Source organism: Phocaeicola massiliensis B84634 = Timone 84634 = DSM 17679 = JCM 13223 (assembly GCF_000382445.1).
Classification (GTDB): Bacteria; Bacteroidota; Bacteroidia; order Bacteroidales; family Bacteroidaceae; genus Phocaeicola; species Phocaeicola massiliensis.
The window spans coordinates 2,218,602-2,241,237 of sequence record NZ_KB905472.1 but is presented as its reverse complement, the minus strand read 5'-3'; the positions used below and the strand labels follow the sequence as shown (position 1 = coordinate 2,241,237).

Annotated in this window: 20 protein-coding genes and 1 pseudogene; 9 read left to right on the top strand and 12 right to left on the bottom strand. The window is 43.2% G+C overall.

The window, feature by feature from the left end; translation table 11 throughout:
- Positions 1-87 precede the first annotated feature (87 nt).
- Complete coding sequence (locus HMPREF1534_RS09605) at positions 88-1,092, bottom strand: FecR family protein (RefSeq protein WP_005940274.1); 1,005 nt, start codon at positions 1,090-1,092, stop codon at positions 88-90.
- 65 nt (positions 1,093-1,157) lie between these two features.
- Positions 1,158-1,721 carry an RNA polymerase sigma-70 factor gene (locus HMPREF1534_RS09610; RefSeq protein ID WP_005940271.1) on the bottom strand — a complete coding sequence of 188 codons (564 nt, stop codon included), beginning with the start codon at positions 1,719-1,721 and terminating at the stop codon, positions 1,158-1,160.
- A gap of 78 nt (positions 1,722-1,799) precedes the next feature.
- Here HMPREF1534_RS09610 and nadC point away from each other — a divergent pair, with 78 nt between their 5' ends.
- Positions 1,800-2,651: a carboxylating nicotinate-nucleotide diphosphorylase gene (nadC, locus tag HMPREF1534_RS09615; RefSeq protein WP_005940268.1), complete on the top strand. Its 852-nt coding sequence runs from the start codon at positions 1,800-1,802 to the stop codon at positions 2,649-2,651.
- Positions 2,652-2,705: 54 nt separating this feature from the next.
- Here nadC and HMPREF1534_RS0119005 read toward each other — a convergent pair.
- Positions 2,706-2,921 (bottom strand): annotated as a pseudogene (locus HMPREF1534_RS0119005) (helix-turn-helix domain-containing protein); the annotation flags it as partial.
- Positions 2,922-3,322: 401 nt separating this feature from the next.
- On the opposite strand from HMPREF1534_RS0119005, the gene HMPREF1534_RS09620 reads away from it, so the two are divergent.
- Positions 3,323-3,499, top strand: a complete 177-nt coding sequence (locus HMPREF1534_RS09620; protein ID WP_005940265.1) for a DUF4250 domain-containing protein — start codon at positions 3,323-3,325, stop codon at positions 3,497-3,499.
- Between the two features lie 26 nt (positions 3,500-3,525).
- On the opposite strand, the gene HMPREF1534_RS09625 is transcribed toward HMPREF1534_RS09620, so the two are convergent.
- The 8 genes from HMPREF1534_RS09625 to HMPREF1534_RS09660 all read right to left on the bottom strand — a co-directional run bounded on the left by HMPREF1534_RS09625 (position 3,526) and on the right by HMPREF1534_RS09660 (position 12,040).
- The gene (locus HMPREF1534_RS09625) at positions 3,526-4,626 is read right to left on the bottom strand and encodes an AMP-binding protein (RefSeq protein ID WP_005940262.1); all 1,101 of its coding nucleotides are present in this window, start codon (positions 4,624-4,626) and stop codon (positions 3,526-3,528) included.
- On the bottom strand, positions 4,623-5,678 hold the full coding sequence (locus tag HMPREF1534_RS09630) for an o-succinylbenzoate synthase (RefSeq protein ID WP_005940259.1): 1,056 nt from the start codon (positions 5,676-5,678) through the stop codon (positions 4,623-4,625). The genes HMPREF1534_RS09625 and HMPREF1534_RS09630 overlap by 4 nt, the downstream gene beginning before the upstream one ends.
- On the bottom strand, positions 5,657-6,040 hold the full coding sequence (locus HMPREF1534_RS09635; protein WP_005940256.1) for an MmcQ/YjbR family DNA-binding protein: 384 nt from the start codon (positions 6,038-6,040) through the stop codon (positions 5,657-5,659). The genes HMPREF1534_RS09630 and HMPREF1534_RS09635 overlap by 22 nt, the downstream gene beginning before the upstream one ends.
- Positions 6,041-6,063: 23 nt before the next feature.
- Positions 6,064-6,885, bottom strand: coding sequence for a 1,4-dihydroxy-2-naphthoyl-CoA synthase (menB, locus tag HMPREF1534_RS09640; RefSeq protein ID WP_005940253.1), 822 nt, complete (start codon positions 6,883-6,885; stop codon positions 6,064-6,066).
- A gap of 91 nt (positions 6,886-6,976) precedes the next feature.
- Complete coding sequence (gene menD, locus HMPREF1534_RS09645) at positions 6,977-8,653, bottom strand: 2-succinyl-5-enolpyruvyl-6-hydroxy-3-cyclohexene-1-carboxylic-acid synthase (protein ID WP_005940247.1); 1,677 nt, start codon at positions 8,651-8,653, stop codon at positions 6,977-6,979.
- 127 nt (positions 8,654-8,780) lie between these two features.
- Positions 8,781-9,923, bottom strand: coding sequence for an isochorismate synthase (locus HMPREF1534_RS09650; protein ID WP_005940244.1), 1,143 nt, complete (start codon positions 9,921-9,923; stop codon positions 8,781-8,783).
- Positions 9,920-10,327 (bottom strand): PaaI family thioesterase, encoded by a 408-nt coding sequence (locus HMPREF1534_RS09655; protein WP_018452419.1) that lies wholly within the window; start codon positions 10,325-10,327, stop codon positions 9,920-9,922. The genes HMPREF1534_RS09650 and HMPREF1534_RS09655 overlap by 4 nt, the downstream gene beginning before the upstream one ends.
- A gap of 333 nt (positions 10,328-10,660) precedes the next feature.
- Positions 10,661-12,040, bottom strand: a complete 1,380-nt coding sequence (locus HMPREF1534_RS09660) for an MATE family efflux transporter (RefSeq protein WP_005940238.1) — start codon at positions 12,038-12,040, stop codon at positions 10,661-10,663.
- A gap of 173 nt (positions 12,041-12,213) precedes the next feature.
- Between HMPREF1534_RS09660 and HMPREF1534_RS09665 the strand changes: the two genes are divergently transcribed.
- The 7 genes from HMPREF1534_RS09665 to HMPREF1534_RS09695 all read left to right on the top strand — a co-directional run bounded on the left by HMPREF1534_RS09665 (position 12,214) and on the right by HMPREF1534_RS09695 (position 21,648).
- Positions 12,214-12,537, top strand: coding sequence for a thioredoxin family protein (locus HMPREF1534_RS09665; RefSeq protein WP_005940235.1), 324 nt, complete (start codon positions 12,214-12,216; stop codon positions 12,535-12,537).
- 230 nt (positions 12,538-12,767) lie between these two features.
- Positions 12,768-15,269: an FAD-dependent oxidoreductase gene (locus tag HMPREF1534_RS09670; RefSeq protein ID WP_005940232.1), complete on the top strand. Its 2,502-nt coding sequence runs from the start codon at positions 12,768-12,770 to the stop codon at positions 15,267-15,269.
- Between the two features lie 35 nt (positions 15,270-15,304).
- A complete protein-coding gene (locus tag HMPREF1534_RS09675; protein WP_005940229.1) occupies positions 15,305-15,634 on the top strand; it encodes a MarR family winged helix-turn-helix transcriptional regulator in 330 nt (109 codons plus the stop codon).
- 68 nt (positions 15,635-15,702) lie between these two features.
- Complete coding sequence (locus HMPREF1534_RS09680) at positions 15,703-17,301, top strand: ClC family H(+)/Cl(-) exchange transporter (RefSeq protein ID WP_005940226.1); 1,599 nt, start codon at positions 15,703-15,705, stop codon at positions 17,299-17,301.
- Positions 17,302-17,310: 9 nt separating this feature from the next.
- Entirely contained in the window at positions 17,311-17,919 is a 609-nt protein-coding gene (locus tag HMPREF1534_RS09685) for an epoxyqueuosine reductase QueH (RefSeq protein ID WP_005940223.1), read from the top strand.
- A 137-nt stretch (positions 17,920-18,056) separates the two neighbouring features.
- Positions 18,057-19,730, top strand: a complete 1,674-nt coding sequence (locus HMPREF1534_RS09690) for a S41 family peptidase (RefSeq protein WP_005940220.1) — start codon at positions 18,057-18,059, stop codon at positions 19,728-19,730.
- A gap of 658 nt (positions 19,731-20,388) precedes the next feature.
- Entirely contained in the window at positions 20,389-21,648 is a 1,260-nt protein-coding gene (locus HMPREF1534_RS09695) for a tetratricopeptide repeat protein (protein ID WP_154653391.1), read from the top strand.
- Positions 21,649-21,752: 104 nt separating this feature from the next.
- On the opposite strand, the gene HMPREF1534_RS20970 is transcribed toward HMPREF1534_RS09695, so the two are convergent.
- Positions 21,753-22,636, bottom strand: an 884-nt coding sequence (locus HMPREF1534_RS20970; protein WP_005940216.1) for an IS1380 family transposase, incomplete at its 5' end; no start/stop codon positions are given.

Here is a 22,636-nt window from a genome sequence, read left to right as displayed (position 1 = left end):
TTTAAGTGTCTTGAAATGTTTAAATGAAGTGATTTTGATTGATTTCGGGAACCGGATTACTCGCTATTTTCCGGTTCCTTTTTCTTTTTATTTTCCTCCTTTCTTTTTAGGTAAATATTCTAATATGATATTATCATCTTCTATTGTGTATGACAGATTGCCTATGGTTTTTGTGATAATGTTCAGTACATCATTGATACTACTTTGATGCTTGAATTTTATTGTATATAGGTCTGTTGTATTCAATGTCGGTGGAAGTAATATGTGGACATTATAAGTCCGTTCTAATGATTTGACGATTTCTTTTAAGGATTGGGATACAAAATTCAACTCTCCTTTGGTCCATCCTGAATAAATGGAAGCATCAATTTTTCTCTTTTGAAACTCTCCTGTTGTATTGTGATATTCTAGTTGTTCGTTGGGAGAGAGAACAGTGATTGGTTCTTCTGTAGGTTTTTGAATCATGACCGATCCTGATTCCAAAGTCGTTACGGTCTTGTCTTCATTTCCGTAAGCGCATACATTGAATTTTGTGCCAAGTACTTTAATCTTTAGTGAGGACGTCTTTACAATAAAAGGATGTTTTTGGTCTTTCTTCACATGAAAATTCCCTTCTCCCATTAGATATACTGTACGCATTTTGCCGATGAATTTCTTAGGGTAAACTAATAGTGTTCCGGCATTTAAGTAAACATGCGAACCGTCGGGCAATATAATTTCATGTTTTTTGCCTTGAGGTACCAGATATTCTACTTGTTCTATGTTCTTGGTATAGGTATCTGTGTATAGATAAGCAGCTAGCATGGAAAATAATGGAATAAGCAGGACGACAGCCGCCCGTATAATTCTATAGAAACGGTTATGAGTTATCTTGGAAGGAGGCACTAAGGCAGCTTTGCGGCAGAAGTTACGATAAGACTCAGCAGTGCTTTGATCTGCTTTGTAGCTGGATTCATCCCACACTTGTTTTAATGCGGCTTCTTTCTCCGGTTGTCCGTGTGAATCAATAAGCCATTTCCATACTTTTTCTTTTATTTCTCGGCTGGATGCGCCGGAAATGAAATAATGTATTATTTTATATGCATTTGACATATACGTGTTTTTGATAGGTTCTGGTATATAAGATACGTGAGACTAATCAAACACACAGTCGTAACTTAAAAAAATATAATTAAAATCAGTGATAATAATTTTCGGATATCTGCTAACGCTTGAGTCAGATGGTTTTCAACTGTTCGTTTATTGATACATAAAGATGCTGCTATTTCATCATTGCTCATTCCTTGTTCGCGGCTCATTTTATAAATTCTTTGGCGTTGTGGTGGCATTCTTTCCACGGCAATTGTTATCAGCAGCTCTAACTCTTTAGCATCAATATATTTATAAATTTCATTATCTTCAATTACATTTGGAGTAGATTCGGTTTGTTTTTGCTGATAATTTTTGAATAGCATGTTTCGTTCGATGTGCCGATATACGGCATTCTTGGCGATGCGGAATAAATAAGCGCTTATATTGTCTATTTTATCAAGGGATGTTCTGTTTTGCCATAAAGTAGTAAAAATATCTTGAGAAATGTCTTCAGCTTCTTCCGGTGATTGCAATAAGTCGCAGATGAAACCTTTCAAACGAGGATAATAAGAATAGAAAAGCACTTCAAAAGATTTGGTGTTTCCTTCGGCTATTGTTCTTATAAGTGCTTTTTCGTTTTCAAGTTTCATATCTTTCTTCGGTTTACTTTGCAAAAATAGGGAAAATCTATACCTTTGCCTATCAATTTACAAAAAAACAATAACACAATGGATGAATTAGTAGTAAAAGATTTGATAGACAGACTGATAGACCTGTCTTTCGCCGAAGATATAGGTGATGGAGACCATACTACCTTGTCATGTATTCCTGCGGATGCTATGGGCAAATCAAAATTATTGATTAAGGAGGAAGGCATATTGGCTGGTATTGATGTAGCTAAGGAGGTATTCCATCGTTTTGATCCTACCATGAAGGTAGAGGTATTCATTCAGGACGGAAGTCACGTGAAACCGGGTGATGTGGCGATGGTGGTTGAAGGTAAAGTTCAGTCCTTGCTTCAGACAGAGCGCTTGATGCTGAACATCATGCAACGTATGAGCGGCATTGCTACTATGACCCATAAATATGTGAAAAAGTTGGAAGGTACCAAAACTCGTGTCCTTGATACCCGTAAGACTACTCCGGGTATGCGTATTATGGAGAAAATGGCTGTAAAGATAGGTGGAGGATGCAATCACCGTATCGGTTTGTTCGACATGATTTTGTTGAAAGACAATCATGTGGACTTTGCAGGGGGCATACACAATGCGGTTACTCGTGCTAAAGAATATTGTAAGGCCAAAGGCAAAAACTTGAAGATAGAACTGGAAGTTCGCAATTTTGATGAACTGAATCAGGCATTGGCAGAAGGGGTAGACCGTATTATGTTTGATAACTTTACTCCTGAAGACACACGTAAGGCAGTAGAGATTGTAGGTGGACGTTGTGAAACGGAGTCTTCCGGCGGCATCACTTATGAGACGATGTTACCTTATGCACAGGCAGGGGTAGACTTTATATCATTTGGAGCATTGACCCATTCTGTGAAAGGATTGGATATGAGTTTCAAGGCTTGTTAATAGCGATTGTATATATAATATATGTGTAAAAGAGCGACCGAAAATCGCTCTTTTTTATTTTGAGTCGGCATTGTTCTTTTTCTTTTCTTCCTTAAACTGTGTGGGAGTCATCCCTTTTATTTGCTTGAAAGAGGTACTGAAATAACGGGGATAGGTAAACCCGACTTCATAGGATATTTCATTGATATTGAGATTGGTATTTGTGAGTAGGTATACTGATTTCTCTATACGTAATCGGTTTATGTAGTCATTCACACCCAGTCCGGTCAGTGTTGTTTTTGAGCTTCCTAAGCCGTTTCATTAGCCGGACCAAGCGTTTTCGTCCTTTCGATTATGCCTGCCTGTCCGTCGGATTACTACAGTCTTCGGCGGCAGACTGTATAGTCCGTTGCAGTGGACCGTACAGTCTGCTACAGTGGACTGTACAGTCCATTGCCGCAGACTGTAATAATCTTCCGTTTAAAAGACCTTGGCCGACCTTGGGAAACGGCTTATTCTTCCCTTTGTTTGTGATATGATATTTAAATCCCCAGGAATAATGACTGCTCCCTTATCATCTACACACTTTTTGACTTGATCCTATATCTTTTTTCAGTCATAACTATAACCGGAAAGCAAAAGTTTTGTACCTTTGCATCCGATTTTAGAAAATGAATAAAAGATTGTAAAGTATGGAACTACCGGAAGACCCGATGATGCTGTTCAGCATGGTGAATATGAAACTTCGCGATTGTTATTCTTCGCTTGATGAACTTTGTGAAGATATGAATGTAGATAAGGATTCTTTGATACGAAAATTGAACTCCGTAGGGTTTGAATATAGTCAAGAGAACAATAAGTTCTGGTGATTTATCTGCATTTTTCTCTTTATTGATTATGTTTGCGCTAATAATTTAGCTGTTGCCCTATCGGGCTTGCCTGTTTCTGTAAGAGGTAGATTCTCTACCGGTATAACGCGTTTGGGGCACCAATAGGCAGGCAATACATCCTCACAAATCTTCTGAATTCTTTCATAAGTATCTCTGCTTCCGGGATTGTTTTCAATGAGCAGAACTACTATTTCACCAAATTTTGCATCAGGTGCAGAGGTAATCATAAATGGAGTATGGAAGTGTTTTTTCAGTGTGGCTTCCACCTGTTCTATTTGTATCTTTACACCACCACTATTTATTATATTGTCTTTTCTTCCTAAAATGCGGAATTGCCCTTGGGCATTCAGTTCTGCAATGTCATTAGTGTATAATACTTTATCACACACTTTGGGAGCATTGATAATCAGTGTATTCTCTTGACTCAACCGGATGGAGACGCTTTCAAAAGGGGTGTACCATTCGGAAGCTTCTGTCCCGTTTACTTTGCGTAAGGCGATGTGCGAAAGTGTTTCTGTCATTCCGTAGGTAGACCATACCTGATTGGGAAAATCTTTTAAAGCTTGTGCCAGCGCGCTGTCAATCGCACCTCCACCGATGATAAGATGTTTTATTTGCTTCAATAATTCTTTTTCTTCGGGCACTTGGAGGGAATTGTATACCTGCATCGGAATCATGGCAGCAAATACGGGTGCTTTCTTCAGATTTTTCAAGGGATGGCCCGAAGGTGTGACCGGAAGGAGATTGAGTCCGGCAACCAGTGAGCGTATCACCACCATCTTTCCGGCAATATATTGCAGAGGCATGCACAGCAGTGCTGTGTCATTTTCTTTCAGTCCGAGAAATGAACAGGTGAGGCAGGCGCTTTCCATCATGCTTTCTTTTTCTACACGCATTGGTTTGGGCTTGCCTGTCGAACCGGAAGTATGGACAAGAACGGTGGGTTGATGGTTGAACCATTCGGAGAGAAAAGTAAAAAGTTCTTGCCGGAAGCTTTGCTTGTCGGTAGGAATATTCATGCGTATCATCGCTATTTCCCAATGGGTATAAAAGATTCCTTCTATTTGGATACGCTGGGTGGTTATGTCTGTGTAGTAAGTATTCATTGTGCCAGCCATTGTAATAAATCAGGTTCTTGCTCTTCGGGATGAAACCACAGGCAGTCTCCTTCGATATGTAGCGGATAATTTATGTTGTCTGTAAACAGTAACCCTGTTCCAAGGCCTTGTGGGAGCGTAGGTTGCAGGGTAGCGCACCATTGGGCGATAGCGTTTAGTCCGATATTTGATTCCAAGGCCGAGGTAATCCACGAACCTATCCCCCTTTCCGCTGCCAGTTCCATCCATTCTTCCGACCCGCTGATTCCGCCGTGAAGGGAGGGTTTCAGAATGATATATTGCGGTCGGATGGTTTCAAGCAGTTCTATCTTGCGGCTGCGTTGGTTAATGCCGATAAGTTCTTCGTCCAAGGCGATGGGGAAGGGGGCGGAAGCACAGAGTGTGCTCATCTCTTTCCACTGTCCGGCGCGGATAGGCTGTTCGATGGAGTGAAGGTGAAACTCGGAAAGACGCTGTAATTTATCAAGAGCATCGGTGGGAGTGAAGGCACCGTTGGCATCCACACGTAGCTCTATTTGTTCGGGAGTAAAGTGCCGGCGGATATGTGCCAGTAATTCCAGTTCTTTTTCAAAATCGATAGCCCCGATTTTGAGTTTGATACAGCGGAATCCTTTTTGCATTTTTTCTTCGATGCGCCGATACATTTCATCAAAGCTTCCCATCCAGATAAGTCCATTGATAGGGATACCTGCTTTTCCTTTGCTGAATGGAGTGTGCCAAAATTGTAGGCTGCATGCGCGGAAATGAAGTAGGGCGGTTTCCAGACCGAACAGAATAGACGGATAGGGAAGCAGGGCTTCCCGATCTATTTCTCCGGTCTTCTCAAAGTTTTTGCAAGCGATGGCCAATAGTTCATCATAGTTGGGAACATCGTCACAACTCAGGGCAGGGAGAGGGGCGCATTCACCTACTCCATAATAACGGTTGTCGGTATCGGTGAGGAGTATATACCATACGTTTCGGGTGGTATATACTCCTCTCGATGTACCTGCCGGTTGCTTGAAGTGTAATTGTTTCTTTATAATGCGGGTTTGGAACATACTTTTTTATATGTGTTTTGTTTTGTATATTTATCTCTGACAATTTCAAAGGCGCGTTGAACCCATGTGTATATGTCTGTGTCAGGAATATCGCCGTTAAAATTAAGCTGGAGCCAATGCTTCAGACTTTGGTTGATGGGAGTGCCGATTGAAACATGTCTCTCTTTTATATCTTCAATTTCATCTGGAGTAGATTTGACATTGACAAAAGTGAAATTGTCAATGTCTATAAAACAGAACATGTGTCCGCAAACATAAAAGGCAAGGATTGAATCATATCTTGCTGCAAATTTGCCAAATGGCATCTTCTCTGAAACATTGCCTAATGAAAGACAGTATTTCCTGAATACTTCAATGTTCATGTCTTTGAAATTACAATTCGTTTTTACGGAAATTTGGGATAATCCTGGAATCGTGGTTTACGTTTTTCCAGAAATGCTTTTCCTCCTTCCTGTGCCTCCTCTGTCATGTAATAAAGCATGGTAGCATCTCCGGCAAGCTCTTGGATTCCGGCTTGTCCGTCCAGCTCGGCATTGAGTCCGGCTTTAATCATACGAAGGGCTAACGGACTGTGTTCCATCATTTTCTCTGCCCATGCCACTGTCTCGTCTTCCAGGCGTTCAAAAGGAACGACCGTATTGACCAATCCCATTTCCAGTGCTTCTTGTGCAGAGTACTGACGGCAAAGGAACCATATTTCGCGTGCCTTTTTTTGTCCTACGATTCGTGCCAGATATGATGAACCGAAGCCGGCGTCAAAGCTGCCCACTTTGGGACCTGTCTGTCCGAAGATGGCATTGTCGGAAGCGATGGTTAAGTCGCAAACTACATGGAGCACGTGCCCGCCGCCGATGGCGTAACCGTTGACCATGGCAATGACAGGTTTCGGCAGGGAACGGATTTGTTTTTGTACATCCAGCACATTCAGGCGGGGAACACCGTCTGTTCCGATGTAACCGCCGTGACCTTTTACGTGCATATCGCCTCCGCTGCAGAAGGCTTTATCGCCTGCTCCGGTCAGAACCACTACGTTGATATCCCGGCACTCACGGCAGTAATACAGGGCATCACTGATTTCGGAGGTTGTAGTCGGGGTGAATGCGTTGCGGTAACGCGGACGGTTGATGGTGATTTTTGCTATTCCGTTATAGAAATCGAAAAGTATGTCTTGATACTCTTTGATGGTTTTCCATTCTCTTGTTTCCATTATTCTTGTTTGTTTATGTATTTTTTTTGTGAGTTTACCGTACGGGCGGTATGCCCGTATGAATCAATTTTGACGCACTCTCATGATAGAATTATTCATTTGGCTTATTTTTAAGTCCGTGGTAATATTCTCTCAACAGGGTGGTATCTTTTTCCTTGTCTGTAAAGACTTCCATTAACATGGGTTGCATCAGCGTTTCCGGGGTGGTGAATTGCTTCATGGCATCTTCCAGTTCTTCTTCATCGGTTACTTTTATATAGATAAAGCCGCGTTCTTCTGCCCAACCTTTGGCAGTGGTGTAATGTTCGGCTGTGATGAACTCCCGTGAGCGACTTGATTTGTCCATGCCCGGCAGAGTGTGGAAGATCTCTCCACCTTCATTATTCAATAGCAGAATACGGATATTTGCACCATAATTCTGATTCCACAGTGCATTCATGTCATAAAAGAAACTCAAATCGCCTATGATGATGAAGTTTAGTTTAGTGGATGCTACGGCATATCCGATGGCGGTGGAAAGTGAACCTTCTATCCCGTTCACACCTCGGTTACAGCAAATTTCTACTCTTGGCGGTATTGTAAATAATTGGGCATAACGTATCGTAGAACTGTTTGCCAGATGCAACGCACAGGGTTCCGGCAATGACTGAATGAGTTTTCCTATGGCTGAGATTTCCGAGTAGGGCAGTTCCGGCATCGGCACGGTCTTACAGTAATTCTCCCACATCAATGGATAGTTTGTCGGTTTGTTGTCCAAAAGAAAAGCAATTTTCTCTAGAAATTCAAATGGGTCCATTTCAATGATGGTCGTCAGGCAACCGTATAAGTCGGCTATCTTTCCATCGGTGGAAATATGCCAGTGCTCACGCGGAGGATGTTTCCGCAGGTATTTCTTTAATTCCTTGGATACAATATGTCCGCCGTAAGTAATCAATAGCTCAGGAGTCATATCGTTCTGACGTTCGGAACTCATGGAATAGATGGCTGCATCGAAGTTCCTGATAGGAATGCCGGGAATGGTCTGGTTACCCAAATGTTCCGTCAGCCAAAGGAAATGTTTATACAGGGGTTTCACATATTTCTTTTCGAACAGATAAATCAGATTCATCTGTCCGACCACTATCATGCGTTTGTTATATTTATTCAGACGTTCAATCAGTATTTTATAGTCGCGGTCGTATACACTCAATCCTTGGTAGCGGGTGATGACGCGTACTTCAGGAAGCGCTTTGACTGTGAAACGGTAGATGGGTTCGGAGATAGGTACGTTGATATGAACCGGACCTTTACCGTGGTGAGTTGTTTCCAGTATGGCTTCGTTAATCAGACGGTTGCAGAACCATTCGTCTTCGTCGGTTTGCACTTCGGGTAAGTTGACCGACATCTTGACCAACGGACCGAATACCCCCGGCTGAGGTAAAGTTTGTCCATCCATTTGTCCTATCCAGGCAGCAGGGCGGTCGGCAGAAATGACAATTAAGGGAACTTGTTGGTAAAAGGCTTCGGCTACGGCAGGATGCAGATTCAGCAGTGCCGAACCGGAAGTGCAACATACAGCAGCAGGACCTCCCCCCTGTAACGATAACCCGATAGCAAAGAATCCTGCACTGCGTTCGTCGGTTACAGAGTAACAGGTGAAGTCCTCTATATTGGCCAGTGTATGCACGATGGCAGCATTACGACTGCCGGGACAAAGCACTATTTTCCGCACACCGTGTGCCTTGAGAAGTGCCGCCAACTGAAGTATGTTCTTTTTGTCTGAATACATAATTCTTTTACTTTAATATAAATATATTTCTCTTTTATCGTCTTTGCTCCGTAGGGAATTGAATTCTTCCGAATGCATGTTGCTATGCTATTGGACGGGCGCAATCATGTGCCCCTACGGTGACAGGCTATCTGTTTATAAACTCAGGATAAAGAATGCTTTTCATCGTATTCATCTTGTCTCCTGTTTCTGTCCATTCCGATTCTATTTCAGAGGAAGCAAGGATTCCTCCACCTGCGTATAAAGTGGTTTCACCCGGTTTTATTTCCATGCAACGTAGGTTGACATATAAATCTGTATGTCCTTCGGTGTCCAGCCAGCCTATAAAACCGGAATAATAGCTACGGTCATATCCTTCATTTTCCAGGATAAATCGGAAAGCATCTTCTTTCGGCAATCCGCAGACAGCGGGAGTAGGATGAAGTTCCTGAAGTAGATTCCCTATATTATCTGTGTTCTTTAATAAAAAATAAAAGTCGGTTTTGAGGTGCACCAATTGTCCGGCACGGGCCGTATAGGGGCCTTTCTCATCCATCTTATTGCCAAATTTCTTGATAATCCGACGAATGTAATCTGCCACATAACCTTGCTCGTCTTGGTTCTTCTTGTCCCAGTCCATTGGCATGACTTCGTTTTGCATCGGCATGGTGCCTGCCAAGGCTACGGTGTGCCATTCTTTGCCGTGTCCGCTCAATAAGATTTCAGGTGTACTGCCCACCCACGTACCGGAAACAGGAGTATGACACAAATAAATCATCATGCGTGGATAATTGTTGCAGGCACGGACAAATGCAGCCAATGGCGAAAAATCGTCATTGATATGCTTGGTGGAAGAACGTGACAAGACAAGCTTTTGGAAATGTTTCTTTTGAAGGGGAGTGATGAAACGCTCGAAAGCTTGGGTATATCGCTCTTTGTCCGTTTCTTCCGAAACGAAAGGAGACAGTTTTTCGGTCTGGTTCTTGCAAGTCAACAAGGCATCGGCACATTCCAAAGAAGAAATGGCTTCGCTGATTTCATCCCAGTCGTATGCTGTGATATCAGGACGAATCACTATCAGCGGATGATGGTCGGACTGAAGGAAGGGAGCCATGACAAACCCTTTCTTCTTATTTAATTCCCGAATATCCGCTAACTGTTCCACATCGCCTGATTGTTGTAGCACAAAGTAGCATTCGTCTGTCCAGGGCAGCCGATAGAGAGCAAAACTGAGTCGGCTGCGTGTCAGGCAATCCAATAAATTCTGTATATGTCTGTTAGGTAGATTCATTTCTTTTTAAGTATGAAGTTAACGACACGAATGGTAGAAACAAGTTTCCCCTCGGGAGTGGTGATATCTATGTTCCATATATGTGAGGAATTGCCGCGATGAATTAATTGACCGTTGGCAATCACTTTTCCGCCCACAGGAACCGATGATATATGATTTCCACTTACTTGTATGCCGCATGCATATTCTCCTTCGCGACATAAAGACATAGACCCGTGTCCGGCTGCAATTTCGGCAAGTGCCAATGATGCACCTCCATTCAGCATGCCAAAGGGTTGTGAAGTACGGTGGTCGACAGGCATTTCGGCACGTACCTCATCGGTGGCAGACGGCATGAATCGGATACCCAAGTGTTCTGCCATTGAGTTCGAATAATCAGGTTTACAGGTTGTTTCTTCTCTCATTTGTAAGTCTGTTCTTTCTATAGGACTACAAAAATACATAAAATTTGGATGAAACAGCTTGGAAAGGACGTCTTTTAGTAACAAAAACGTTTCATCTTTTGTTTTGAGATATATTTTTAATTTTGCAAATGATATATCATAACATCGTTTTTGGGAAACGATAATGCAGAAATTGGCAGCACCGAGTATCGTGCCCCGAAAAGAGGATATTCTTTATGTGACAGGTACTTTCATTGCTGTTTTCTTTTAAGCTATATATTTATTCTTTGGAGTACTGTCGAAGTTTTTTCTCGTGATTTCCGGTTAGGGATTATACGGTTTACACGGATAGATTCAGGTTCTTTCTGTGTAAGCTGTATCCGAATAATGTATGTCGTTACTCCTCAGCTTTTTCCTATATTTATAATAAATAATACCAATCATATCAGCTATAAACCATCCGATGGGGATAGACCACCAAATGCCGGTTACTCCAATAGAGGGGATGGCAGCGAGCCAATAGGAAAGAGCAACTCGTGTTCCTAGCGATGCAATGGTCAGTATTACAGACATTTCCGGCATACGGATGGCCCGGTAGTATCCGTATAGCAGGAATAAAATCCCAATACCACAATAAAATACTCCTTCAATGCGCAGATAACCGATACCTACATTCAGAATCTCCGTTTCATGCGGAGCTACAAAAATCAGCATGAATGGTTTGGCGAATAAGAAGACCAAAACAGAAATGAACAGGGAGAAGACAATTGTTGTAATCAGTGCACTTTTTACTCCTTTGCGGATTCGTTCATACTTTTTTGCTCCGAAGTTTTGAGCGATAAAGGTGGAAAAAGCATTTCCGAACTCCTGTACCGGCATATAAGCAAAAGAGTCAATTTTTATTGCTGCCGCAAAAGCCGCCATCACCATAGAGCCAAAACTATTGACCAGTCCTTGTACCATTAGAATTCCCAAATTCATTACCGATTGTTGTATACAGGTCAGGGTGGAGAACGAAGTGATTTCTTTCAGGCAGTGGCGGTCGAAATGCAGGTCGTTGCGATGCAGTCTCAATTCGGGACATTTTGCGTAGGTATATCCCATAATTCCCAGTGCAGATACTCCCTGTGCGATAATTGTAGCAATGGCAGCTCCCTTGATTCCCCAATCCAGTAGCAGGATAAAGAACAAATCCAGTCCGATATTCAGCACGACGGAAATCGCTAAAAAATAAAGAGGAGTGACTGCATTGCCGATGGCACGCAACAGTGCAGCATAGAAATTATAAATAAAAGTAAACCCGATTCCCCAAAAGATAATCCACAGGTAATCATACATCATCTGATAAATATCATCGGGAATCTGTAATAGTTTGAGAATGGGATGAATGAAAGACAGAGCTGCTATGTTCAGTACGATTGTCACTGTTCCGATGAGTACGGCCGATACGTAAATGCTTCGTCGTAAAGCCTTCATCCGTCCTGCGCCATATTGCAGGGAAAAAACTGTACCGCTTCCCATGGACAATCCCAGCAGGATGGAAATAAGAAAAACCATCAGTGTGTAAGCAGACCCGACGGCAGCCAATGCGCCGGAACCGATACATTGTCCCACAATCAGTGTATCGGCTATATTGTAACACTGTTGTAGCAGTGAGCCTATAATCATAGGTAAGGTAAAACGTAGCAGGGTACCTGTGATGCTTCCCTGTGTTAAGTCTGCTTTGGATAACATGATATGTGCTTGTTTTATTTAAATTTTGCCCCAAAGGTAATAAACACTTTTTTGAATGTCTGCTTCTTTGTAGAAGAATTAGAGTATAAGCCTTTGCTGGCGATTTCTGTCGTGGCAAACTTTCTTCCGATAATCTTGTTGATAGACAAACATAACTTTTAAAACGAATCAATATGAAAGAAAAGAAAGTAGTCCGTGAAGAGCGGAATAAAGAGAAATTGACTTCAGGTGATTGGGTGATGGCCGAATTTTATTCCATTCATTCATTGAAGAGCAGTCGTATGCATGCTGTTATTGACGAGTTTAAGAAACTGATGGGAGGGAAGGTGGAAGTAGTGCAGGTGAATGTGGATGAAGAAAAAACACTTGCCGAATTTTATACCATCGTGCATATTCCTACTTATATATTCTTAAGAAAAGGAGAGCAGTTGTGGCGGCAGACCGGAGAATTGGGATTGGACAGATTGGAAAAAGCAGTAAAGGAATTCATGGTTTGAATCGTGTAGGGATGTGTTAAAACTAAACCGACCTATCACATTGTCAACTGTAGGGGCAGGGTTTGCCTGCCCGAACCGGTTGTCATGACCTTGGAAGTAAGTCACCTCTTCTTAAAAAGAGTTAACCTGATAATGTTTTCCATTGGAAATTTTTGTTTGTAAGAAATATCATGTATGTTTGCATAAAGTTTCCAAAGGAAAATATTAATTGAATTAAAATAGTTGAACTTATGAAGTATATAATAGTAGGAGGTGTAGCCGGAGGTGCAACCGCTGCTGCACGTATCAGGAGAAATACAGAAGATGCCGAAATCATCTTGTTTGAGAAAGGGGAATATATCTCGTATGCCAATTGCGGCTTACCTTATTATATAGGTGGCGTGATTGCTGAGCGTGAAAAACTGTTTGTGCAGACCCCGGAGGCTTTCGGTAAGCGGTTCAATATCGATGTGCGTATCCGGTCCGAGGTCGTGGCCATCCATCCTGCAAAGAAGACAGTGGATATTCGTACTTCAGACGGGAAAACCTATACGGAGAGTTATGATAAACTATTGCTTTCTCCGGGTGCGTCGCCTGTTCGTCCTCCCTTGCCGGGCATTGACAATGAAGGAATCTTCACGCTTCGCAATGTGAATGACACGGATGCCATCAAGAACTATTTGCAGAGGCATGAGGTGAAGCGCGCGGTAATCATCGGTGCAGGCTTCATCGGGCTGGAGATGGCGGAGAATTTGCAGGAAGCCGGTGCGGAAGTGGCGGTTGTAGAGATGGCAAATCAAGTCATGGCACCGATTGATTTCTCTATGGCATCGTTGGTGCACGAGCACTTGTTGCAGAAAGGGGTGCGCCTTTATCTGGAAAAAGCGGTGGCTTCTTTTGAGCGCACAGCCAGCGGATTGGAAGTAATTTTCAAATCGGGTGAAAGACTGCCTGCCGATATGGTGTTATTATCTATCGGTGTGCGTCCCAACACTTCGTTGGCAACAGATGCCGGACTGGAGATAGGGGAGATGCGCGGCATCAAGGTGAACGATTACTTGCAGACTTCCGATGAACATATTTATGCGGTGGGCGATGCTATCGAATTCCGCCATCCGCTGACCGGGAAGCCGTGGTTGAATTACTTGGCGGGGCCGGCCAATCGTCAGGCACGTATTGTGGCGGATAACATGGTCTTTGGAAATAAGATACCCTACGAAGGAGCTATCGGTACTTCCATTGCCAAGGTTTTTGATATGACTGTTGCTACTTCGGGTCTTCCGGCAAAACGGTTGAAACAGGCAGGCATTGATTACCTGTCGGCAACCATCCATTCCGGTTCGCATGCAGGATATTATCCCGATGCTTTACAGATGTCCATTAAAATAACATTCTCTCCTGCCGATGGCAAACTGCTCGGAGCGCAGATTGTGGGCTATAGCGGAGTAGACAAGCGCATTGACGAATTTTCGCAAGTGATAAAGCATAACGGAACTGTATATGATTTGATGGCCTTGGAGCAGGCATACGCTCCTCCTTTTTCTTCGGCCAAAGACCCGGTGGCAGTGACGGGATATGTAGCCGGAAATATATTGAACGGAAAGATGCAGCCTCTTTATTGGCGTGAGTTGCAGGTTGCCGATTGGAGCAAGGTCACGTTGGTGGATGTCCGTACTCCCGATGAGTTTGCGCTCGGTGCTTTGAAGGGGGCTGTCAATATTCCTTTGGATGATATGCGCGATCGGATGAAAGAAATCCCCCGGGATAAGCCGGTCTATCTGTATTGCGGAGTGGGGTTGAGAGGTTATCTGGCTTCCAATATATTGTTGCAGAACGGATATAAGGAAGTAAAGAATCTGATAGGTGGTTTGAAATTGTATAAAGCGGCAACGACTCCTTTGCCCGAACCGAAGGAGTTCTCAAATTACGGCTCTTCAAGTTCTGATTCTTCTAAAGTTGATCATTCTGAACATAGTAAAGATTCTGCTGAAGCTTATACTATTGCTTCTTCTGTTATTCCTTCTATGAGAGCAATAAAAGTGGATGCTTGTGGCATATCTTGTCCCGGTCCTATCATGAAGCTGAAGAAAAGTATGGAAGAACTGGCAGATGGGGAGCGTCTGGAAATTGTGGCGACGGATGCCGGTTTCCCCCGTGATGCCGAGGCATGGTGTCAGACTACAGGAAACCGTTTTGTTTCTGCCCGTTCGGAAGGCGGAAAATACCGGGTGGTAGTAGAAAAGAATATTCCTCAAGTATGTGCAACAGAGACTTGTAAAGCGGACAAAGGGAAAACTTTTATTCTGTTCAGCGATGATTTGGATAAAGTTTTGGCTACTTTTGTACTCGCAAACGGTGCGGTGGCAACCGGGGAGAAGGTGACTATCTTTTTCACATTCTGGGGACTGAATGCCATCAAGAAACTGAACAAGCCTGCTGTGAAGAAAGATTTCTTTGGTAAAATGTTCGGCATGATGCTTCCTTCCAATTCATTAAAACTGAAACTTTCAAAGATGAATATGGGAGGGATGGGTAGTAGGATGATGCGGTATATCATGAATAAGAAGAACATTGACTCACTGGAATCGTTGCGAGAACAGGCCATTCAAAACGGTGTCGAGTTCATCGCTTGTCAGATGTCGATGGACGTGATGGGCGTAAAGCGCGAGGAACTGTTGGATAATGTGACTATTGGCGGTGTAGCTACTTATATGAATCGTGCGGAGCAGGCAAACGTGAATTTGTTTATTTAAAATAATGTATGGAGAAAATAAAATCAATATGTGTCATGAGAGAGCTTTTTAAAGCTCTCTCTGAACTGGAAGCAAACTTGATAGAGCAACATGGGGTATCATTGAATGAAGCAATGGCACTTTGCTGTATCGGAGGTGACAGATTGACGGCGAGCGCTATATCAGAGCATACGGGTTTATCGGCTTCACACACATCGAAAGTGATTCGTTCGATAGAAGATAAAGAGTTGATAGTTCGCAGTTTGGGCGATAAAGACAAGCGGCAGATGTATTTTACTTTATCGGATAAGGGAAAGATTTGTTTGAATCAGTTGAAGGAGAACGAAATAGAAGTTCCTAAGATGTTGAAACCATTATTTAAATAGAAAATCAACTATCTTACTTATTAATTTAAACCAAAACCTTCTTCTTTTTCATTTGTTTATTCCTCACAATGGAACCGAACAAGTGGAAACAGAAATGGAAACAGTTGAGCAATCTGCGGAAATGGCGTATCTGGAGATTAAAACTGATTGATGCCCGCCTTTACTTCGTAAGTATATTTGTTGGTTTGCTTACGGGGCTGATTGCCGTGCCCTATCATTATTTGTTATGGGAATTCTTTGATATCCGAAAAGCCTTCTTCACTGCCCATTATCCGTGGTACTATCATGTTGTCTTGTTCTTTTCTCTGTGGGCCATCCTTATCGGGGTTGCCCTGATGGTAAAGAAGATGCCTTTGATAGCCGGAGGCGGTATTCCCCAGACAAGGGCGGCTATCAACGGACGTATTCATTACGACCATCCTTTCAAGGAACTGATAGCAAAGTTTTTGGGGGGAATATTAGCTTTGAGTACAGGGCTGTCGTTGGGTCGTGAAGGGCCCTCCGTTCAGATTGGTTCATATATCGGAACATTGGTATCCCGATGGGGACATATTCTGAAAGGTGAACGAAAACAGTTGCTGGCGGCAGGAGCCGGTGCCGGACTTTCAGCAGCTTTTGCAGCTCCCTTGTCTTCTTCTCTGTTGGTCATCGAATCCATTGAACGGTTTGATGCTCCCAAAACAGCCATTACTACTTTATTGGCAGGCGTGGTGGCGGGCGGTGTGGCGAGTTGGATGTTTCCCACTACTCCTTATCATCTGATAAATGCCGTCTCTCCCGGTTTGTCTTTTTGGCGGCAGGCGGAGCTTTATATCCTTTTTGCTGCCGTGATTGCCGCCATAGCAAAGTTTTATTCGCTTATAGTTCCCTTTTTTCAACGATGGTTGCCGACGTTGAAACTCTCTGTCTATACTAAAATGTTGTATTTGCTGATTGCGGCATACGCTATTTCTCTGACCGAGACCAACTTGACGGGAGGCGGAGAACAGTTTTTGATGATGCAGGGAATGGACGGCACGCACGACATCCGGTGGCTCGGCGTCATGATTTTGATTCATTTTGTATTCACTTTGCTTTCATTGTCTTCAGGATTACCGGGAGGAAGCTTTATTCCGACTCTGGTGACAGGAGGTTTGTTGGGACAATTATTCGGGCTCGTATTGGTACAGCGCGGAGTGATAGGGTATGAAAATGTCAGTTATATGATGCTTGTCGGGATGGTAGCTTTCTTGGTAGCAGTGGTGCGCACTCCGCTGACCGCCATTGTGCTGATAACAGAAATAACAGGTCACTTTGAGGTGTTTTATCCTTCTATCGTAGTGGGCGGACTGACTTATTATTTTACGGAACTTCTTCAAATCAAACCTTATAATGTATTGCTTTATGACAGGATGTTTCGCAGCCACAACCCGGAGTTTCCTGAAGTCGAGGGTGCACGTTATCATCTGTATGTGGAAATAATGGATGGCTCTTATTTGGATGGAAAAGAAGTGGATAAACTGACTTTACCCAACAACTGTATCATTCTCAGCATCCGCCGTGACCACAAAACCCTGCCTGCTGCGGGTGAGACACTTGTTCCCGGCGACCAAGTGGAGATAGAAATGGACGCCAAGGATATTGAAAAATTGTACGAACCGCTGGTCAGTATGGCAAATATCTATTAAATTTGCCGTATGAAAAAGAAATTCCAACTTGAAGTTCCGGGAGGAGCCGACAAGGTGTTGCTCCATACTTGTTGCGCCCCCTGTTCGTCAGCCATCATTGAGTGTCTGATGCAACACAGCATTACCCCTGTCATCTATTATTGTAATCCGAATATCTATCCGCTTGAAGAGTATAACATAAGGAAAGATGAATGTACCCGCTATGCCCGTTCCTTGGGGTTGGAGATTGTAGATGCCGATTATGACCATGAGGCTTGGCGTTGCCAAATGTCGGGGATGGAGCAGGAGCCTGAGCGTGGAGGGCGTTGCCTCCGCTGTTTCAAGATGCGTCTGTTGGAAACGGCGCGCTATGCCCACGAGCATGGATTCTCCGTGATAACCACCACACTGGCATCCAGCCGATGGAAAAGCCTGGAGCAGATAGAAGAGGCGGGACGTTATGCCACTGCCCGCTATCCCGATGTTACTTATTGGGAACAGAACTGGCGTAAAGGCGGTTTGAGCGAGCGTCGTATTGCCATTATTAAGGAATATGATTTTTACAACCAAAGATATTGCGGTTGTGAGTTTAGCATGCGAAAAGAAGATGCTGCTCCTGCTGCGGATGGAGATAACTGATGCACGAACGCTATTAAGATTGCAGAATGTCCATATTTAAACGCCAATCCGTTTGTTTTATTGATTTAAAAAGATAACTTTGGCACAGACTATACTCACGGATTGAGTATGGGATTATTAAATAATTAACAAACAACATGACACAAACAAAATTTTTCAGATGGACATTACTGCTATGTCTTTCCGGCGCGACAAGCCCATTGGCTGCACAGGGTGTTGGAGAAAAAGCAAAGAAAGTAGAACAAATGCAAGTACTTAAAACCGATGGTAAAGTGCTGCGCATTACGGTCGATGGTAAAGAACAACAAATTCCATGGGTGATTAATCCCTCTCTTCGTCCCGATGTATTTGAGACATCGGGAGAGGAAGTTGTATTCCGAAGCAAGATAGATACCATCCGGTTCAATGTAGCCAAAGAAGGATGTTATGATTTTGTGGTGGTCACTCATCAAGGTGATTCCGCCATGACCCGGATAAAATGGGTATCGGCAAATCCTTTGGAAGAACCCTCGCGGGATATGTTGAAACGCTCTGCCGGCGGATTGCTTTCAAAGAAGCAGGCGCAGTTCGATATCGACGCCTTGGTCTATACTCTCAGCGAAGTCCATCCCGATATGTTTTCCGTGTGCAGACAAAGCGAATGGTTTAAATCGGTAAATAGGGTGAAGCAGCAGTTGCCCGATTCTGTTACCACGGTAGAGCTGTTTAAGTATGCGGCTCCGTTGGTCACGAAGTTAGGCGACGGGCACACCATGCTTCGTTTTCCTTTTAATGATTATTTTACTTCATCTACTATTCGGCTCCCCTTGTTTCTCAATGTAAAGTCCGACTACACACTGCGTGTAAGAGGGTGCATTGATAACCTGATACCCCAAGATGCGGAAGTTCTTTCCATCAACGGAAAGGAGAGTAGGGAACTGATAGAATCGATGATGGACTATGCAAGCGGAGAACGCGATTTCTTCCGTATAGAACGTATTAATTCTGATTTTTCGGCATTGTTTGAAATGATGTATGCCGCAGATAAATACGATGTCGTTTATCGTATGAAAGATAGCAAAAAGAAACTTGAAGTCACCTTGCATCCTACTACGTGGGCGGAACTTCTTCCCCGTATGCCGAAGAAAAAAGAGCAGGCGCGGGTGCTGGATTATTCTTTCAAAGTGGATGAAAAGAAGAAGGTAGCCGTTATGGATTTTAGAAGCTTTAATAATCCGCAACGGATGAAGATGTTTGCCGACTCCATGTTTGTAACCCTGCGCGAAAAGGGCATTAAGAATTTAATCATTGACTTGCGCAACAACGGCGGAGGTAATTCGATGGTAGGAGATGTTCTTTTCCGCTACATTTCTCCCAAGCCTTTTAAGCAAATGGGCAAGGCCCTGGTACGCGTCACGCCCACCACCATACGCTTGACGGGAAGAACCCAAATGGTTCCCGGATGGTCTTTTTATAATGATGAATCAAAAGGAAATTTTATTCCTCCGCTCACCAAAGAAGAAGGTCATTACGAAGGCAGTGTATATCTGTTGATAAGTCATCATACATTCTCTTCTGCCGGTTCGTTTGCCTGGGCTTTCAAGGAGTTTGGCATGGGGACGGTTATCGGCGAGGAATCCGGTGGCATGAATGTGAGTTTCGGCGATATCATCTATTATAAGTTGCCGGTGTCGGGATTGAGTTGCACTATTTCGTTCAAACGTTTTTGGCAATATGGCGCGGACGAAAAGGAGATACATGGTACATTGCCTGATTATGCAGTGCCACAGGAAGGTGCTTTGGCTAAAGCCTTCCAGCTGATTAAGAAATAAAAAAATTAACGCGTATATTTGCGTTGCCAAAAGGCCGTGAGGTTTTAAAAAAAGCTCGGCATGTTTATCTTAAAGCTCGGTATCTTTTTTTAAAAGCTCGGCATGTTTTCATGTAAGGGCAGATTGCATCACCCCCCTCACCAAGTCAGTCATTCCTGTTCTCCGTTTATCCTTGTATTTTAGTCTAAACGTGCAGACAATGTAGGATGTTCATTCACAACCGGAACCCCCATCAACAGGACGTTTCAACGGCTAATGAAAGGAGGAAGGGGGAATCAAATATTCCCATGAGACCTTTTAGCAAGGTAGCAGTTTTTTTGAAACAAGGCTTTGATATTGTGAATCTTTGTATTTACTTTGCACCAATCAATAGGCAAAGTAAAGACAGCGGACTATGAGAAGCAGAAAGAACATCCTATTCAACTTGACCATTATATTATTATTGGCATGTACAGCTTGCGACCGTTCCACTCGTCACGTCACAGAGAACTTGTCGCAAGCGGAGGAACTTATATGGACTGCCCCCGATTCGGCATTGCATATACTGGAATCCATCCCTACCTCCCGGCACTTAATCGGAAAAGAGCAGGCGGATTATGTTTTGCTGCTTTCGTTAGCCCAATATCGTTGCTACATCCCTGTATCTTCGGATTCGTCAATGATTGACCTTGCAGTAGAATATTATAAAGATAAGAATGATGCAGATAAAAAAGGGGCAGCCTTTTATGTGAAGGGATGCATATTGGAAGAATATTCCAAAGACATTCCCAATGCTCTGCTAGCTTATAAAGAAGCAGAAAAATGTATTCCCAGCATGAATGACAAACACTATGTTGCCCGCATTTATAGCAGTTTGGGATATATCAATCAATGTTCTTTCAATTTCGAGCTGGCCAAAGAATATTACCAAAAAGCTGTGCAAGCAAATATAGATGGAAAAGACACGGCTGCACAGACCAGTAATTTGCTCAACTTATTGCAACTATATCATATTTTCCATGATACTGACAGTGTTAACCAATGTATAACCAAGCTATTACAATTTAGCAGTAGTCTAAAGGACAGTATTCTTCAGTCTAAAATTTACCATAACATTGCGGTCAGTAAAATGTATCAGGAAAAATATGAGGAAGCCGAAAGCTTTTTCTCATGCGCCTTGCATATATCACCTGCTTCTCCCCCTTACAAAACAATGTCAGGACTAGCCCAACTATATATAAAGAGAGGGCAAAAAGAACGCGCAGACAGTCTGTTTCAAAATGCTTTGCTTTCCAAAGACTTATCACTACGCGCATATATTTATAATCAATTATATGATGAAGCTTGGAAAGCAGAAAATTACAAGAAAATCGCCCAATATGCCCGTCTGTATATAGACACCTCGGATTCCATCTACAATAGCCACCTGCATCAAGAAGTCTTGAAAGTGCAGAGAAAATATGACCACATGCAATTGTTATACCAAAAATCCCGACAAACGAATATAATATATTCCTCTATAATCATAATATTCATTGTTAGTGGGATACTTTGGTTTCTATTTATTCAATACAAGAAGAAAAGAAAAGAAGAAAATGAAAAATTGCGAGCAGAAATAGCCGAGTTGGTCGAGGTCTTAGATAAAATGAGCACTTCTTGCAATAAGACTCAGAAAGAGCTTCAAGACCAGATAAACGCATTAAAAAGTAAGCAAGAAAAAGACGTCCTTATGTCACCTGAAGAATATGCGGCAATACAAAACACAATAGATAAACTGACAAAAGAAAAAGAGCAAAATGAAAAAGAACAACATCAAGAGTATGAAAAATTGCAAGCACAGTTTGAAGCTTTAAACCAAAAACTAAAAGAGGTAGACCTTAAATCCGCAACTCCATTCCCGAAGTGCTACCTACAAGAGAAATGGACTTTTGATTCGTAAGACAGCCATTAAGTCCTCGCGTCCGTTTCAATGCGCATACTATCCCCTTACCCCATAAAGCGACTTGAGGCAATACGCAATCAGTGGCCATCAAGTGACGTAAATCATCCGGAAGAAGTTTTGAAGGCTTCTGCATATGCATGGTTGTCGGTGTAGATGTTCAGCACACATTGCCTTGCGGTCTTAATCCACTTGGCAGGTACTGAAATGAATTTGAAGACAAACGTCTTGATACGGCTGGTTTCCTTGAGCCCGAACTTCTTCACTTCAATCCTTTGCATGATGGCCTTGTAAAAATTGCGTATCAGTGCCGTCAGGAGCAGGAACACGGTATTTTCCGCCATGAAGGATTTAGGCAGTCTGCCCCATCCAAACCCATTGTTCATGTCATCAAAGATGCGTTCCTTGCCTCCACGCATGTTATAGAACTCCACGATGTCGCTCATGGATGATTCGTAATCGTTGGTCAGGATGCAGCGGTATGTATATTCCCCCTCCCACAGGTCAAGTCCACTGCCCATGCGTCTCTGTCTCTGGATTATCAGGCGATACGGTTTGCCTTTCCACTTCTCAACGAGAATGGAGTTCAACTCAAACACAATGCCGTTTATTTCTTCCCTCTTCCACCCCCTGAGCGCGAAGATGTCATCATAGAGCGAGCAGCAGCGGTTGGCACGTATGTAGAATGTCCTGCAATGCTTCCTGACCTCATCCACAATGTCTTCAGAGCATGAGCCGCAGTCGGCCCTGAAGCGGTTGACTGCCATTTTCTTTTCTTCAAGTCTCCCCAAAATCCTCTTTAGCGTGTCACCCTGGTGAAAGCGTACATTGGTGTTGCCGTCGCTGTTCTCTATGCCGACAATCATGTCGCCGATAACGGCCACACCGGGCCTGTAACCAAGAAATTTCTTGTACGTGGGCTTTGCATCGTACTTCTCCGTCTCAATGAACTGGTGGTCAAAGTCAACGTCATACTCCCCGCCCTCTT